Origin of the sequence: Hydrogenovibrio sp., from assembly GCF_965140365.1 — a bacterium.
Lineage (GTDB): Bacteria > Pseudomonadota > Gammaproteobacteria > Thiomicrospirales > Thiomicrospiraceae > Hydrogenovibrio.
In genome coordinates this window covers 920,468-936,747 of record NZ_OZ223196.1, presented here as the reverse complement: position 1 = coordinate 936,747, position 16,280 = coordinate 920,468, and the positions used below count along the sequence as shown (strand labels likewise).

General features: G+C 50.0%; 12 protein-coding genes. 2 read left to right on the top strand and 10 right to left on the bottom strand.

What is annotated here, in order from left to right:
* Positions 1-45: 45 nt before the first annotated feature.
* Both carB and carA read right to left on the bottom strand, forming a co-directional pair.
* The gene (gene carB / locus AC0KH7_RS04400) at positions 46-3,258 is read right to left on the bottom strand and encodes a carbamoyl-phosphate synthase large subunit (protein WP_472371053.1); all 3,213 of its coding nucleotides are present in this window, start codon (positions 3,256-3,258) and stop codon (positions 46-48) included.
* Positions 3,259-3,277: 19 nt separating this feature from the next.
* On the bottom strand, positions 3,278-4,414 hold the full coding sequence (carA, locus tag AC0KH7_RS04395) for a glutamine-hydrolyzing carbamoyl-phosphate synthase small subunit (RefSeq protein WP_472371051.1): 1,137 nt from the start codon (positions 4,412-4,414) through the stop codon (positions 3,278-3,280).
* 381 nt (positions 4,415-4,795) lie between these two features.
* On the opposite strand from carA, the gene AC0KH7_RS04390 reads away from it, so the two are divergent.
* Entirely contained in the window at positions 4,796-5,020 is a 225-nt protein-coding gene (locus AC0KH7_RS04390; RefSeq protein WP_472371049.1) for a DUF2798 domain-containing protein, read from the top strand.
* 9 nt (positions 5,021-5,029) lie between these two features.
* Here the strand turns inward: AC0KH7_RS04390 and AC0KH7_RS04385 are convergent, their stop codons facing one another.
* Both AC0KH7_RS04385 and ilvE read right to left on the bottom strand, forming a co-directional pair.
* Complete coding sequence (locus AC0KH7_RS04385; protein WP_472373783.1) at positions 5,030-6,370, bottom strand: multidrug effflux MFS transporter; 1,341 nt, start codon at positions 6,368-6,370, stop codon at positions 5,030-5,032.
* 124 nt (positions 6,371-6,494) lie between these two features.
* The gene (gene ilvE / locus AC0KH7_RS04380) at positions 6,495-7,358 is read right to left on the bottom strand and encodes a branched-chain-amino-acid transaminase (RefSeq protein WP_472371047.1); all 864 of its coding nucleotides are present in this window, start codon (positions 7,356-7,358) and stop codon (positions 6,495-6,497) included.
* A gap of 421 nt (positions 7,359-7,779) precedes the next feature.
* On the opposite strand from ilvE, the gene AC0KH7_RS04375 reads away from it, so the two are divergent.
* Positions 7,780-9,273: an aminotransferase-like domain-containing protein gene (locus AC0KH7_RS04375; RefSeq protein ID WP_472371045.1), complete on the top strand. Its 1,494-nt coding sequence runs from the start codon at positions 7,780-7,782 to the stop codon at positions 9,271-9,273.
* 85 nt (positions 9,274-9,358) lie between these two features.
* Here AC0KH7_RS04375 and AC0KH7_RS04370 read toward each other — a convergent pair whose 3' ends face one another.
* The 6 genes from AC0KH7_RS04370 to dnaJ all read right to left on the bottom strand — a co-directional run bounded on the left by AC0KH7_RS04370 (position 9,359) and on the right by dnaJ (position 15,924).
* Positions 9,359-9,838, bottom strand: a complete 480-nt coding sequence (locus AC0KH7_RS04370) for a GNAT family N-acetyltransferase (protein ID WP_472371043.1) — start codon at positions 9,836-9,838, stop codon at positions 9,359-9,361.
* Positions 9,838-10,257 (bottom strand): alternative ribosome rescue aminoacyl-tRNA hydrolase ArfB, encoded by a 420-nt coding sequence (gene arfB / locus AC0KH7_RS04365; RefSeq protein ID WP_472371041.1) that lies wholly within the window; start codon positions 10,255-10,257, stop codon positions 9,838-9,840. The genes AC0KH7_RS04370 and arfB overlap by 1 nt, the downstream gene beginning before the upstream one ends.
* Before the next feature lie 94 nt (positions 10,258-10,351).
* On the bottom strand, positions 10,352-12,967 hold the full coding sequence (locus AC0KH7_RS04360) for a methyl-accepting chemotaxis protein (RefSeq protein ID WP_472371039.1): 2,616 nt from the start codon (positions 12,965-12,967) through the stop codon (positions 10,352-10,354).
* A 212-nt stretch (positions 12,968-13,179) separates the two neighbouring features.
* Positions 13,180-13,734 (bottom strand): DsrE family protein, encoded by a 555-nt coding sequence (locus tag AC0KH7_RS04355; protein WP_472371037.1) that lies wholly within the window; start codon positions 13,732-13,734, stop codon positions 13,180-13,182.
* Positions 13,735-13,950: 216 nt separating this feature from the next.
* On the bottom strand, positions 13,951-14,751 hold the full coding sequence (gene dapB / locus AC0KH7_RS04350; RefSeq protein WP_472371035.1) for a 4-hydroxy-tetrahydrodipicolinate reductase: 801 nt from the start codon (positions 14,749-14,751) through the stop codon (positions 13,951-13,953).
* Positions 14,752-14,766: 15 nt separating this feature from the next.
* Positions 14,767-15,924 (bottom strand): molecular chaperone DnaJ, encoded by a 1,158-nt coding sequence (gene dnaJ / locus AC0KH7_RS04345; RefSeq protein WP_472371033.1) that lies wholly within the window; start codon positions 15,922-15,924, stop codon positions 14,767-14,769.
* Positions 15,925-16,280: the final 356 nt, after the last annotated feature.

Genomic DNA, 16,280 nt, shown 5'->3' with positions numbered 1-16,280 from the left:
GCCGAGCCCCTGCTCGGCGTTATTTCAGATGACGGACGCTACGGATTAAACCGCTTGCAGTTTAGTCACTTTTTGGTTGTCCAAGTAATCCATAGAGGCCACCATAGCCAAAGCACCTGCCATCGTCGTTGTATAACAGGTTTTATGCATCAACGCTTCGCGGCGAATACTCGATGAATCTTTAATACTAACAGAACCATCCGAGGTATTCACAATCAAATCGACTTCTTCGTTGACGATGGAGTCCACAATATTCGGACGTCCTTCCGTTACCTTATTGACGATTTCGCACTCGATACCGGCTTCTTTCAAGGACTTAGCCGTACCACGCGTTGCCAAAATGGTGAACCCTTTCGCAACAAGCTTATTCGCCAAGCCAATGACCTTGACGCGATCGGCCTGACGCACACTCAAGAAAGCCTTACCGGACGTGGGTAAAATAGTACCACCGGCCAGTTGCGCTTTTTGATAGGCTTCGGCAAACGTATCGCCCACGCCCATGACTTCACCGGTCGATTTCATTTCCGGTCCCAGAATCGGGTCCACACCCAGGAACTTAATGAACGGGAAGACCGCTTCTTTCACCGAGAAATGCGTCGGACGAATCTCTTTCAAGAAATTCTGATCCGCCAACTTTTGACCAACCATGCAACGTGCCGCAATTTTCGCCAACGGATGACCGATGGCCTTGGATACAAACGGCACCGTTCTCGAAGCTCGCGGGTTAACTTCCAGGACGTAAATCTCTTCGCCCTTAACGGCAAACTGGGTATTCATCAAGCCCACGACACTCAAGGCCTTGGCCATTTTCTCGACCTGGCTACGAATCTCATCCTGAATATGCATCGGGATACTGTACGGCGGCAAGGAACAGGCCGAGTCACCCGAGTGAATCCCCGCTTGTTCAATATGTTCCATCACGCCGCCGATGACGACCTGTTCACCGTCGCTTACCGCATCGACATCCAACTCAACCGCATCGTCCAAGAAACGATCCAATAAAACCGGGGAGTCGTTTGACACTTTGACCGCTTCGGTCATATAACGCGACAAGTCGGAATCGTTATAGACAATTTCCATGGCTCGCCCCCCCAAAACATAAGACGGGCGCACCACTAACGGATAACCGATTTCGTTTGCTAAGGCGATGGCTTGCTCTTCACTGCGCGCGGTACGGTTCGGCGGCTGTTGCAAATCCAAGCCCTGCAGCATCTGCTGAAAACGCTCGCGATCTTCCGCCAAGTCGATGGATTCCGGCGAGGTACCAATAATGGGCACGCCTGCGGCTTCCAAGTCTTCCGCCAGCTTCAACGGCGTTTGACCACCATACTGAACAATGACCCCTTTCGGGTTTTCAACCTCAACGATTTCCAAAACGTCTTCCAGGGTTAGCGGCTCGAAATACAAACGATCTGAGGTGTCGTAATCCGTGGAAACGGTTTCCGGGTTACAGTTCACCATAATGGTTTCATAGCCGTCTTCACGCATCGCCATGGCGGCGTGTACACAGCAGTAATCGAACTCAATCCCTTGCCCGATACGGTTCGGCCCACCGCCCAACACCATGATTTTTTCGCGTTCGCTCGGTGCCGCTTCACACTCTTCTTCATAAGTGGAATACATGTAGGCCGTCGAGGTTTCGAATTCGGCCGCACACGTATCGACACGTTTATAAACCGGACGGATATTTAACGTATGACGGAACTTACGGATAAAGGCGGCATCCGTATCCAACAACTTAGCCAAACGGTTATCCGAGAAGCCTTTACGTTTCAACTGACGCAACAGGTTTTCATCCAGCGCATCCAAGCCGCGTTGTTTAATGTCGTCTTCCATATCAATCAGCTGCTTGATCTGAGACAGGAACCACGGATCAATGCGCGAAATTTCATAAACCGTTTCCATTGACCAACCGGCACGGAAAGCATCCGCAACGTACCACAAACGTTCCGGACCTGGTGCACGCAGCTCTTGGCGCAGCACGTCTTTGACTTCTTTTTCGTCCATGGTGGCCAGCGGCATGATTTCATCCAAACCGTCTTTGCCGGTTTCCAAGCCACGCAAGGCCTTCTGTAACGACTCCTGGAAATTACGTCCCATCGCCATGACCTCACCGACCGACTTCATTTGAGTCGACAAACGCGCATCGGCTTGCGGGAATTTTTCAAACGTAAAGCGAGGAATCTTAGTGACGACATAGTCGATGGATGGCTCAAACGAAGCCGGCGTGGCCCCATCCGTGATGTCATTACTGAGTTCATCCAAAGTGTAGCCCACGGCCAATTTGGCCGCGACTTTTGCAATCGGGAACCCGGTCGCCTTCGAGGCCAACGCCGAAGAACGCGACACACGCGGGTTCATTTCGATGATAATCATGCGTCCGGTTTCCGGATTAATCGAGAACTGAACGTTGGAACCACCGGTTTCGACGCCGATTTCACGCAAGACCGCCAAAGAGGCGTTCCGCATGATTTGATATTCTTTATCGGTCAAGGTTTGCGCCGGTGCCACCGTAATGGAATCCCCGGTATGCACCCCCATCGGATCCAGGTTTTCAATGGAACAGATAATGATGGCATTGTCGTTTTTGTCGCGCACCACTTCCATCTCGTATTCTTTCCAGCCCAGAATCGACTCTTCAATCAACAACTCTTTGGTCGGCGACAAGTCCAGACCGAACTTACAGATCTGCTCGAATTCCGCTTTGTTGTAAGCGATACCACCGCCGGAACCACCTAAGGTAAACGAAGGACGAATGATGGTCGGGAAACCGACCTTTTCTTGAATCGCCCAGGCTTCTTCCATGTTGTGCGCCACATCCGACACCGGCATGTCCAAACCGATTTTCGTCATCGCCTGACGGAAGCGGTCACGGTTTTCCGCTTTATCGATGGCATCGGCATTCGCACCGATCAGCTCGACATTGAATTCTTCCAACACGCCGTGCTTGTCCAAGTCCAGCGCACAGTTCAAAGCGGTTTGTCCGCCCATGGTCGGCAAGATCGCATCCGGACGTTCCTGCGCGATGATGTTGCGAACCGTTTTCCACTCAATCGGTTCGATATAGGTCGCATCGGCCATTTCCGGATCGGTCATAATGGTCGCCGGGTTGGAGTTAACCAGAATGACGCGGTAACCTTCTTCTTTCAGTGCCTTACAGGCTTGTACACCGGAGTAATCGAACTCGCAGGCCTGGCCGATAATGATAGGACCCGCACCAATAATCAGAATACTTTCTAAATCACTTCTTTTTGGCATCTCTTTAACTTCCTATCACTTATGCTTGTTTGTATTTTTTAATGTTGTCGATGAACTGGTCGAACAAAGGCGCGACATCGTGCGGCCCCGGACTGGCTTCCGGGTGACCCTGGAAGCTGAACGCCGCTTTATCTTTGCGTTGAATCCCTTGAGAGGAACCGTCGAAAAGCGAACTGTGCGTGGCTTCCAGGCAATCCGGCAAGGACTCCGCATCCACGGCGAACCCGTGATTCTGTGCGGTAATCATCACTTTTTTGGTTTTCAAATCCTGCACCGGGTGGTTCCCGCCGTGGTGACCGAATTTCATCTTCACGGTTTTGGCGCCGGAAGCCAGTGCCAACAACTGATGCCCCAAGCAGATACCGAAAACCGGAATATCGGTTTTCAAAACGTCTTGAATCGCTTCGATGGCATAATCGCAGGGTTCCGGATCGCCCGGGCCATTCGACAAGAAGATTCCGTCTGGATTCATCGCCAGCACGTCCTTTGCCGGCGTTTTCGCCGGAACGACTGTCAGCTTACAGCCGCGGTCCGCCAGCATCCGCAGAATATTGCGCTTGATGCCGTAATCGAACGCCACCACATGATACGGCGTATTTTCGGAACAATCTTTATGCCCTTCTCCTAACACCCAAGTACCCTCGGTCCAGACATAGGTTTCCGCCGTGGTGACTTCTTTGGCCAAATCCATGCCTTTCAACCCGGCAAACGCTTTCGCCTTCGCCACAGCCGCCTCGGCATCGATTTCATCACCGGCCACAATAATGCCGGATTGAGCGCCTTTATCACGCAAGATACGCGTCAGTTTACGGGTGTCGATATCGGCAATCGCCACCACCTTTTGTTCTTTCAGGTAGTCCGGGAGCGTTTTTTGCGCACGAAAGTTGCTCATCAACGGCGGACAGTCACGAACAATCAACCCTTGAGCCATAATTGCAGGCGACTCTTCGTCTTCTTCATTCACCCCCACATTGCCGATGTGTGGATACGTTAGGGTCACAATTTGTTTGTAATACGACGGGTCTGTCAGAATTTCCTGATAACCGGTTAACGAGGTATTGAATACCACTTCACCGATTGTTTCCCCTTCGATACCAAGAGACGTTCCCCAAAACAGGGTGCCGTCTTCCAAAGCCAATAAAGCTGTTTGTGTCATTGATGTGTTCCGCCCAACAGAAATTCAAAAACTTTTGGGTTGGCCATATAAAAAAACGGAGCCAATTCCCAGAAGGAACTCACTCCGTTTTTTCTTAGAAATCAGTGGGTTTCACCGTCATTTCTCGTACCGACCCCAAATAGTCAAAGCCATTAAAATAAGATTACGCGGATTGTACTTGATTCGGCCTGTTCTGTCTATATTTAAACCGCAGTAAAACGACGTTTTTCAATAAGTTTTTCCGCCCGTCACCAAAGCGCTGAACATGAAAAGCCTAGCCAAAAAGAAACGGAATCTTTTACAATGGCTTTCCGCTTAAGCATCGCATGAACATTTACCTTGGTTTATCGTTCATTCAACGTTATCAGGACCTCTATCATTATGTTTCCAAAACACTATCATCGTTTCGTCGCCGCTTTCACCATGTCCGTGATTATGGTCTTTGTGATGACCGCCGTCATCACCGCCGTCAATACCGGCATCAGCGGCAACTTCATTCAACGCTGGTGGGAAGCCATGCTCGTGGCTTGGCCCATCGCCTTTGTCGCCATTCTGATCATCGGCAAACCGGTTCAACAGTTCACGACCAAAGTCTGTTCCAAATAACAAACCGGTCTAGACACCGGCCTCGGTCGGTGTTGTCGGGTTCGAAAACCGAACTTTCGCAATCCAGAGCAAACTCAGCAAACTGATTGTCGACATCGCAAAAATAAACAGCACCACCCGGCTCAAACTGCCGTCATGCAGTGCGCCCATCACCAAGCCCATCACGCCGCCAAAAGCAAAGATACTGGTTCCGACCAGCGCATTGGCCGTACCGGAAACATGGGGGAAAAAGTCCATATAACGGGCTTGTACATTCGGCGTGATCATACCCAATAATCCCAAAACAAAAAATTGAATCAACAGCACCACATAGACATTCGGTTCAAACAGTTCCACATAAGTGACAAACAATAACGTCATCATCATTTGTCCGATTAAGGCTCCCAGTACAATTTGCTGGGGTTCGTAATGCTTCAACAATCCGATATTGACCCGATTAAAAAACATCACGCCCAACACCACCAGCCCAAAATAAAATGGAAACGAAGCCGAACTGACCCCAAAGAAGTCCATATAAATAAACGGCGCTTCGGTGATGTACACAAACAAAATACTGCTGGCAAAGCCCTGTGCCAACAAAAACCCGAGCGCCTTGGTATTCGACAACACTTGTTTGTAATTCATCAACAACTGGCTGACAGGCTCGCTTCGAGCTTGGCGCCGCCTCCCCAGCCCCACGGTTTCCGGCAAAGTCCATTTTACGACAGCAAACAGAAAAACCGCATAAACGGCCAGAAACAAAAACACCTTATGCCAATCACCCATGTTCACAATCAGGGCGCCCACCCCCGGAGCCGCCATAGGCGCAATCAACATCACCATTGCAATCATCGAAAACACTTTGGCGCTTTCTCGTCCGGAATATAAATCTCGCACCATCGCGGCCGACACCACTGTCGCAAAACCGCCGCCCACGGCCTGTAAAACACGCATGGCATATAATTGCTCGATTTGTACCGAAAACATGATTAACAATGACGATACCGCAAACACCAACAAACCGATAAAGGCAATCGGCTTCCGACCGAAACGATCCGACAAAGGCCCGCCGATCAGTTGGCCCAGCGCAAAACTGATGAGAAACAAAGGTACCGTCAAACTGACTTGATTAACCGTCGTCCCCAAAAAAGCGGCCATCTCCGGAATGGCCGGTAAATAGGTATCGACCGCAAAGGGCGTCAAGGCCACCAAAGCGCCCAGCCTTGGAGCGAGTTGTCGAGCAGACAAAGCGTTCATAATAACGAATCTTCCAATGAAAAGGTGTTCCGAAAAACGATTTGAGGGGTTAAAAACGACGTTAACGCCCAGACAAAATGTTACACACTTGTAAACATATATATCATACCACAGCCATACTCAATGAACCGGGCAATCTCAGAAACCCCCAGGCCTGGTAAAATCGTTCATTCATTTACCAGTTATATTCGGCCTACCACTGGAATAACGCCAACATTTCCATTCTCCTGTTTCAAGTTTAGAATTCAGACAAAGCTTGAACCCGTTCATCAAAAGCGTGTTTCAAGCGTTTGAACACCGGCCCCGGGCAGGCTGTCACCCTCCGCCCGCCAATGTCGGCCACCGGCAGCATTTCGGCACCGGAACCACTGAGAAACACTTCATCGGCATTGTAAACATCGTATAAAGATAACGGCCTTTCAGCACCTTCTATCCCTAACGATTCGGCAAGTTCGAAAATAAAGCGTCGTGTAATGCCGTTCAAGGCACACTCCGAACTCGGAGGTGAGATCAACGTTCCATTCTTGACCACAAACACATTGGCCGCACTGGCTTCGGCAACACGCCCTTGCGTGTTCAGCAAAAGCGCATCATCGGCACCCGCCTGATTGGCTTCGATTTTCGCCAGAATATTGTTCATATAATTCAAGGTTTTAATCTGACTGTCAAACACATCCAACGGCATGCGTCGCGTGGCGGCGACAATCAATTTCAAACCGGACAGCGCCGAATCACTCATCATCTTCAACTCGTCGCACAAAATAAAAACCGTCGGCGTTTCACAACGCTTCGGGTCCAACCCTAAAGGCCCCGAGCCGCGCGTGACCACCAAACGCAAATACCCATCCGTTAAATCGTTTTGTGCAATGACATCACGGCAGGCCTGGTGTAAATCCGCCATTGAATACGGCAGTTCCAGACAAATCGCCTTGGCGGATTGAAACAGTCGTTCCAGATGCTCGGTCAATAAAAACGGTGCCCGACGATAAAATCGAATCCCTTCGAAGACGCCATCACCGTATAAAAGGCCGTGGTCGGTTAACGCCACCCCCGCTTGCGACACCGGTTTAATTGCCTGATTAATCCAACACTGCCGTTCCATTTTCGCTCCTTAACATCCGTTATACTTTATTTCATTCGACTACTTAATTCGCCACCACCAAGGTCGTTCTGCCTCAACATGAGTCACCTCTGCCGTTTGCCCGACCGGTTGAGAGATTGTTTGCTTCATCCAACCCCACCCCAGCGCCAACAAAAACAGCAAAATCACCCACAATAACTTTATGAATCCTTCACGCTTCATTGCCTGAAACCTCCATTTCTGCTTCATCACCACCAAATAATCAGTCTAAGACTTCCTCAAAAAATATACAGATTCAAAAAAAATCAAATTAACCAGTACAGATTAACGTTAAAATCATCTGTACCGGTTTAAAATACAGCAACTGTATTGAAGTGATGAATAAAAGGAAAAACCGGGTTTGAAACGAAGCGGATAACGGATCACGAAATGAGTCAATCAGATGGATAAATCGACCCAACCACACTCTGAAAAAAGCGAGTTTTTATACCAGGACCTTGCGCAATCTTTGACGGACAGCATTCGCCAAGGCACTTATGCCCCCGGTGAAAAGCTGCCGTCGGTGCGACAAAGCGCCAAAAATTTCCACGTCAGCGTCTCAACGGTGGTGTCAGCTTATTACAAACTGGAAAGCATGGGGTATATTGAATCTCGCCCCAAATCTGGGTTTTATGTACGCAATGCCAGCAGCTTGTCGTTTGAAACCCCGACCCGCAGTCAACCGGAAGCCAAACCCTCCGCCGTTACCGGTCAAGAAATGGTTCTGAATCTGGTCAAAGCGGCCAATGATCCGAATATCCTGCAATTCGGCGCCGCCGTGCCGGACAACAGTTTTCTGCCCATCAAGCTGGTATCACAAGCCATAAAACGAGCTTGCCAGCATCAAGCCGAGCTCATCAGCCGCTATGAATTTCCGCCGGGCAATCCGGAATTACGGCGACAAATCGCACGGCGCATGTCCGGCATCGGTTGTGAGGTGTCCGCAGACGACATCGTCATCACCAACGGCTGTCAGGAATCCTTGCGCTTGGCGTTGCGCGCCTGCGCAGAACCGGGTGACATCATCGCCATCGAATCCCCCACTTTCTATGGATTACTGCAAGTCATCAATTCGTTACGCATGAAAGCCATTGAAATTCCTACCGACCCGAATACCGGCATGTCGATCAGCGCCTTGGAAATGGCCATCGACCAATGGCCGATCAAAGCCTGCGTAACAGTCCCTACTTTCAGCAACCCGCTGGGCTTCAGCATGCCAGACGACCATAAACGCCGCTTGAACACCTTATTAGCCGAACGCGGCATTCCATTGATTGAAGACGACGTTTACGGCGAGCTGTCGCACCGTAACAGTCGCCCCAAACCACTTAAGGCGTTCGACCCTTACGATAATGTCATCTACTGTTCGTCCTTTTCCAAAACCCTGTCGCCGGGCTTGCGAGTCGGCTGGGTGAGTTCGAAGCGCTATTACAAACAACTGGAATACCTGAAATACGTTTCCAATTTGTCGACGTCTTCCGCTGCACAATTGGCCACCTTGGACATTTTACAATCCGGCCGTTACGACCTGTACCTACGTCGCGCCGGGCAACAATACGCTTACGCGGTGGATAAGCTCACCAGTGCCATCGTTCGACTGTTTCCGCCCGGCACCAAAGTCACCCGCCCGGAAGGCGGCTTTGTTATCTGGGTGGAACTGCCCTATTTAATCGACACCTTTGAATTGGCGAACCGCCTGATTCCACATGGCATCAGCATTGCGCCGGGGCAAATTTTTTCCACCACGGACAAATACAATCATTTTTTCCGATTGTCCTGCGCTTTGGAATGGAACCGCGAAACCGAACTGGCCGTTTTGAAAATATTGCATGAAACCGAAAAGCTACACCAGGAAACCCAAGCATCGGCGATCCCGCTCCCGATGCAGTCGGATTAAAAAGGCGATGACTCAAAAACGCCCAGGCCTGGCGGATTTTGTCCAAATGAGACTAGATGGTAGATGATTGGATGAAATGGATGCACTAGCGGGATGGCTCTGACAGGGTCTTTTCCAACGTGAAATTCGTCAGTGAAACCGTGCCGCGGCGCACTTGATTGGTCTGCACACAGTGAAATCCGCGACGCTCGAAAAACGGGCGAATCAGATGCGAGGCTTCCACATATAAACCCGCCATTCCCCCTTGGCGGGCTTTTGCCTCCAAATGCGCATACAGAGCTGTCGCAACACCTCTCCCCTGAAAACCCGGATGCGTATAAGCACAATCGATATGCCCGTCGGCTTCCAATTCCATAAAACCGACAATTCGGTTGTCTTGCCATGCCACAAAAGGGAGTTTTTGAGCCAGACGTTTTGCCCAAAACACCTTATCCGGCGGTGTGGGCGCCCAGGCTTCCTGCTGTTCTCTGGAGTACACGGCCGGGTCAATGGCATGCACCGCCGCATGGTATAAATCGGCGATGGCCCCGGCATCTTCCGGTTGATAATCTTGTATCCGCAGCATCAATCGTCCAACTTAACCGGTTTTCGAAGGGCTTTGGTTTCGCCTCTTTGACGTTTTTTATCCATGCGCTTCCGGCGGGCACTTTTGGTCGGGCGAGTGGCCAGCCGTTTTTTCGGTCGAACCCAAGCGGCTTCCAACAGTTGTTGCAACCGTTGCAAAGCGTCGCGTCGGTTCGCATCCTGAGTACGTTGCGACTGGGCCTTAATGACAATTTGGCCGTCTTTGGTAATACGATTATCCGGCAAACTCATCAAACGCAGCTTGATCGATTCCGGCAAGGAAGAAGCGAAAATATCAAACCGCAAATGCACGGCCGTGGCCACTTTGTTCACATTCTGGCCGCCAGCACCTTGTGAGCGCACCGCTTGCCACGCCAATTCCGACTCTTTCAGCTTCCACCCACTTGACAGCGTGATCACGCCTCTCTCCTTTTGTTTCGATTCGCCCATACAAAAAATCCGCCAGGCCTGGCGGATTTTGTAATATTTCGAAAACAGAGTCAAACCGTTTGCATCACGAACCGGAGCCCAATAACACTTCCGTTTGAGTACTTCGAGAACCGCTCGTCTCGGCCAAGTAGGCTTCCATGTCATTAATGGCATTCACCACTTCACGACTCAGTCGTTCCAATTCATCCAGGCTCATTTCGGCACTGACGTTGTCGCCGATTTCCTTCAATTGAATGATTTTGCCGATATGGGCATGCATGGCCTGGTGTGATTGCTCTAACTGTTGAAAGCTTGGAAAAGAAGCATATTGCTGCCCCGCACCGTAAATCCATTCTCCCAACTCACAGGCTTTCGGGTCCACGGCTTTTTGCGGTTCCACCCCCACATCAAAACCGTGAATGTAAGCCCGTGCCTTGGCCCGCCATTGACGATGTGCCATACGAATGCGCACAAAGTTGGCATCTGCATCCAAGGCTGTCTTATGCGATTTCGGTTGGATTTTGAATGTCTGGGCATTTTGGGTCATCGCATGAGTCAGGCTTTCCAGTTGCTTGGCGGTCTGACTGGTGCTTTCCGCCATGATCGCATTTTTCTGAACCTGAGAATCGATGTCGCTGATGGCAATATTGACCTGCGAAATCCCCTGCGTTTGTTCTCGGCTCGATTTGGAAATATCGTCAATAATCGATTGTACTTTTTGAATGGATTGGTGAATTTCATTCAAAGACTCACCGGAGTTATTCACATACGAGGACCCTTGTTCGACTTTTTCCAAAGTATCTTCAATCAACCCACGAATTTCTTTGGCCGCGTCCGATGACTTACCGGCCAAATTACGGACTTCGCCTGCCACCACCGCAAAACCACGACCATGTTCACCGGCACGCGCCGCTTCTACCGCCGCGTTCAACGCCAACAAGTTGGTTTGGAAAGCGATGGAGTCTATCAAGGTAATGATGTCGCCGATGCGCTGACTGGCATGGCTAATCGCTTCCATCGATTGAATCGCATCTTGCATGACTTTGACACCTTGCGCCGCTTTGGCCGCGGCATCATGTGTTTGAGACGCAGCATCCTGAGCATTATCGGAACTGCTTTGTACCGCACTGGTCATTTCTTCCATCGATGCCGAGGTTTCTTCAATTGACGCCGCCTGGCTTTGTGAACTGGAACTCAGCTCCGTACTGGCGCGACGTACCTCCTGACTGTCGGTATCAATCAGGCCCGACACTTCCTGAACCCCGGACAGAATGTCGGAAATATTCTCCATGCTCACCGTCAGAGCTTCTTTCACCACACCGAAGTAGCCGGGACATGGCTGTTCAATGGACTGTTGAAAGTCACCCACCGACATCGCTATCGCGACTTCCGTCGACATATCGATGGAACGAACAATGGAGTCCAGCGTCATGTTCAAGGCTTCCGCCACCGGGCGTAACTCCTTATCGGCTTTCTCCAGATCAACACGATACCCCAAATCGCCAACCAGAATGCCGTCGTGAATCTTTTTGACCTCTTGCAGCAATTGCGCGGTGAGCGTTTTGTCTTCCCATTCCACCACGGTTCCGACGTGAACACCGGCCCGGTTGTGGACGGACACCAGTTTCAAACAAAACAGCATGTCGGCCATTTCAATTTCTCGATACTGGGTTTCCGCCTGATTCAAAACAAAGCCTTTGCCATCCACATTAAACAGGTCCATCGGTTGTTCCATCAGCTCAGCGGCACGAAACCCTTTGATGACGTTCACCAACTTTTCTTCTCGGCTGGCAAAAAACGCCTTTAGCTGCTGATTAAGGTAAACGATTTTACCATCGGCATCCAACATCATCATATTTACCCAGGCCTGATCCACGGCCATTTGAAGACGACGTGAACGGTCGCTTTCGGTTTCCAGGTTTGAACGGTAAGCCCCCATCGCCAGGGCACTGGATTGAATGGCACCGTACAATTTACCGGTGTAATTCGGTTTCACTTTGACATCAAGCACTTGCTCACCGCCGGCCACTTTGCGTAACAGCGACACAGCCTGTTGAATACTGGTCTGCAAATAAGACCCCATCAGCCAAGCCACGGCCAACATCAACACCGAAACCACTCCGATGACCGTCGGTGTGACGTCCAAATACGTATGCGTCAAAATGAGCGGCAACACGCCTAATAAAAGCGCCAATACCACCATTTCGCTACGCGGACCAAGCTTGGTCCAAAGGTTCCATTTTTGCCAGTTGATTCCTGTATGGATGTCGCCCTGTTCAATCCGTGCCTGACCTTTGCCAAGCGATTGATACGCTTTTTCGGCGGCTTGTTTTTCAGCATCGGAAATGGCCTCACGAACGGATAGGTAGCCGGTGTTTTTCCCTTCCATATCATATACCGGCGTTACATTCGCACGCACCCAATAATGGCTGCCGTCCTTACGGCGATTCTTAACGATTTGCGTCCATGGCATACCCGATTTCAAGGTTTGCCACATGTCTTTAAAAACAACGGGCGGGACATCCGGGTGGCGGACCAGATTATGGGGTTGTCCAATCAATTCCGAGCGCTTGAAACCACTGATGATTTCAAAACTGTCATTGCATTCCACAATCGTGCCATTCAGGTCCGTACGAGAAACGAGGGTCAGTCCTTTCGGGATGGGATATTCTTCTTGAGTAACGGGGAGATTCCCTTTCATAATTGTTTCTTTTTTTGTATGGTTTATTCAGAGTCCTCGCCATTCTAACAACCGGACAAGAACGAAAAGTGCAACAAAAATGATTCCGCACTTTTTTGGCAACAGCCAAAGATTCTACCCTTTTCCAACCGCTCTACAAAGCTCTTAACGGACAGATTGGCATAAAAAACGACCAGGCCTGGTCGTTTTGGATAATGAAACCTGATGTTTGATTACGTGAATTTGATGTAGGCATAACCCGACTGTTGTAAATCAATCATGCGCGTGTAGGCATCGAAGACAATTTTCACACCAGGCAAAACATCCTCGGCCGTCCAGCCATGCCCTTTCATGGTCACATGACATAGTTCCACACTCACACCATGATCAATCAGTTCCTGCACCACCTTCGCATTGGTGTTAACGCTAAAGGGGTCGTTGGTGAACATTTGATAGGGTTCGTTTTTTAATAACCAGTAGCCGGCCGCCCCATGCACCACCACACTGATGTGTAACTGACTGTCCGGAATGCCTTGCTTTTCATAAGCTTCCAACAAGCCTCGGACATAATACAGGCCTTTTCCGATTCCGGCCTGCTGTTGATCCTGGTTAATGTCGTACACGACCTTGATGTCTTTCGTATGCTGAACGGTAATAATGTTCGACGACTCAGCGGATGACGCGGCCAGCGAGAAAGGGGAAAACAATCCGAACACGAAGAAAAAAGACAGGAAGAACAAGAAATATCGAACCGCTAAAAACGGCCGAGGGTGAAGAGAAATCAACATGAGACACCTCCTTGTTAAGCGTCCTTGTTAAGCGTCCTTGTTAAGCGGGCAGCTCCAAACAACGCCCTTGGCATCAAGTATAACGCTAAGCCCAGAAACAAAAAAGTGAACAAGTCTTACGTTTAACAAAACGCCTTGATTTCAAAGCGTTTTATAGGTACTTAAAAACGCAAAACGCCCGTAAAACGGGCGTTTTCAAACCGTCGAACCACCAGATTAACGCAAGTTAAGAACATCCTGCATGTCAAACAAGCCCTTTTCTTTATTTTGCAACCATAGGCACGAACGCGCCGCGCCTTTTGCAAACGTCATACGACTGGAAGCTTTATGGGTAATTTCCACTCGCTCACCTTCCGTTGCAAACAACACCGTATGATCCCCCACAATATCCCCCGCCCGGACGGTGGCAAAACCAATGGTGTTCGGATCACGTGCGCCGGTAATGCCTTCACGTCCATAAACCGCACATTCTTTCAAATTCCGCCCCAAGGTATCGGCCACGACCTCACCCATACGCAAGGCGGTACCGGAAGGCGCATCCACTTTATGGCGATGATGACCTTCAATCACTTCAATATCATAACCGTCGTTCAACACTTCTGCCGCTTGCTTAAGCAGCTTCAGCGCCAGGTTCACCCCCACACTGAAGTTGGCGGCAAAGACGATGGCAATGCGTTCAGCGGCTTCCCGCAGCGTTTTCAAACTGGCTTCATCAAACCCGGTGGTGCCGATGACCATTTTTTTGTCATGCGCCAAGCAGACTTTAATATTGTGCAAGGTCGTATCCGGTGTGGTGAAATCAATCAGCACATCGAAGTCGTCCACGACCAATTCGATTTGGTCAACAATCTTGACATCCAAGGTTCCCACGCCGGCCAGCTCACCAGCATCGGCCCCCACCAGAGAAGAGCCCGGACGTTCGATGGCCGCCGACAAAGTCAAGCCTTCGGCCTGAGTGACTGCATCGATCAAGTTTTTTCCCATACGCCCGGAAGCGCCGATTACCGCAACTCTCATTGTGCTATTCCTTTTTTAATTCCAAGGTCCGTCTTTGCCTTTCTTCTCTTGTTCATCGTCACCGGTAAAAAACGCTTTGACCGAATCGAAGAAGCTATGAGTTTTCGGACTGTGCTGTTTATGATGCTTACCTTGCAAGCTTTCGTCAAACGTACGCAGCAATTCTTTCTGTTCCTCGGTCAACTTCACCGGCGTTTCAATATGCACTTGAACCACCATGTCGCCGACATGATGCGAACGCACCGATTTCACACCTTTACCCGACAGTTTGAAACGCTGACCGGATTGCGTGCCGGCCGGAATCTTCAAATTGGCTTTACCGCTCAATGTCGGTACATCCATGTTGCCGCCCAAAGCGGCGGTGGCAAACGACAACGGCATATCACAATATAAAGTGTTGCCGTCACGCTGGAAAATTTTGTGTTCTTTAACGCGAATACGCACATACAAATCACCGTGCGGCGCGCCTGGCTCACCGGCTTCACCTTCGCCTTGCAAACGAATGCGATCCCCATTATCCACTCCGGCGGGTATTTTGACCGATAAGGTTTTATGACTGTGTTTATAGCCTTCACCACGACAGACCTTACACGGCGTTTTAACAATTTTACCGGTACCGTGACAGTTCGGACAAGTGCGCGACACGGCAAAAAAGCCTTGCTGAACACGCACTTGCCCCGCACCCTGACACGTTGGACAAGTTTGTACGTCCGAACCGGGTTCGGCACCGGAACCGTCACAGGCTTCACAAATTTCTTTTGTGGGAATACGAATATCCACCGTGGTACCGGCCACGGCATCTTCCAGGGAGATTTCCAGTTCATACTGCAAATCATGCCCGGGTTGCGGCCCTCGATGACCGCCGAAGCCGCCACCAAAAATATCACCAAAGATATCGCCGAAGTCCGCAAAGCCGCCGCCTCCGAATCCGCCTTGACCCGCACTGCCATCTACGCCCGCGTGACCGAACTGATCATACGCCTGACGTTTTTGCGGGTCGGATAAGATTTCATAGGCTTCGGACGCTTCCTTAAACTTGTCTTCGGCGTCTTTGTTGTCCGGGTTACGGTCCGGGTGATAGCGCATGGCAAGTTTACGGTAAGCTTTTTTAATTTCACCGTCCGACGCCGTGGCCGACACTTCCAGAATTTCGTAATAATCTCTTTTGCTCATAATGATTCAGGTATCTTTTTTAATCGGTCAATTAATATTCAAAACCATACGATAACGTCGAAAGTCACCAGGCCTGGTCAGTTATGGGTTTCAACCCTTTACCCTATCTTTTTGAATGGTAATTGAACCGTGGAATTAATCTGTGGAACAAGGCATAAAAAAACGGGCCATTCCCTAGGGAACCTCTAATCAAATCCGTTTAAAATTCTGCGGGACTTAAAGCTCACTTATTCTAGGCGTGACGCGCCGACCTTAATCATTTTAAGGTCAAGAGTCACAACAACGAAGAAGAGGGCTTTAAGTCCCGCCCAAAGGGGCTTAGCCAATTTCCCGACTTCAAGGCATCCTTCTTTGTG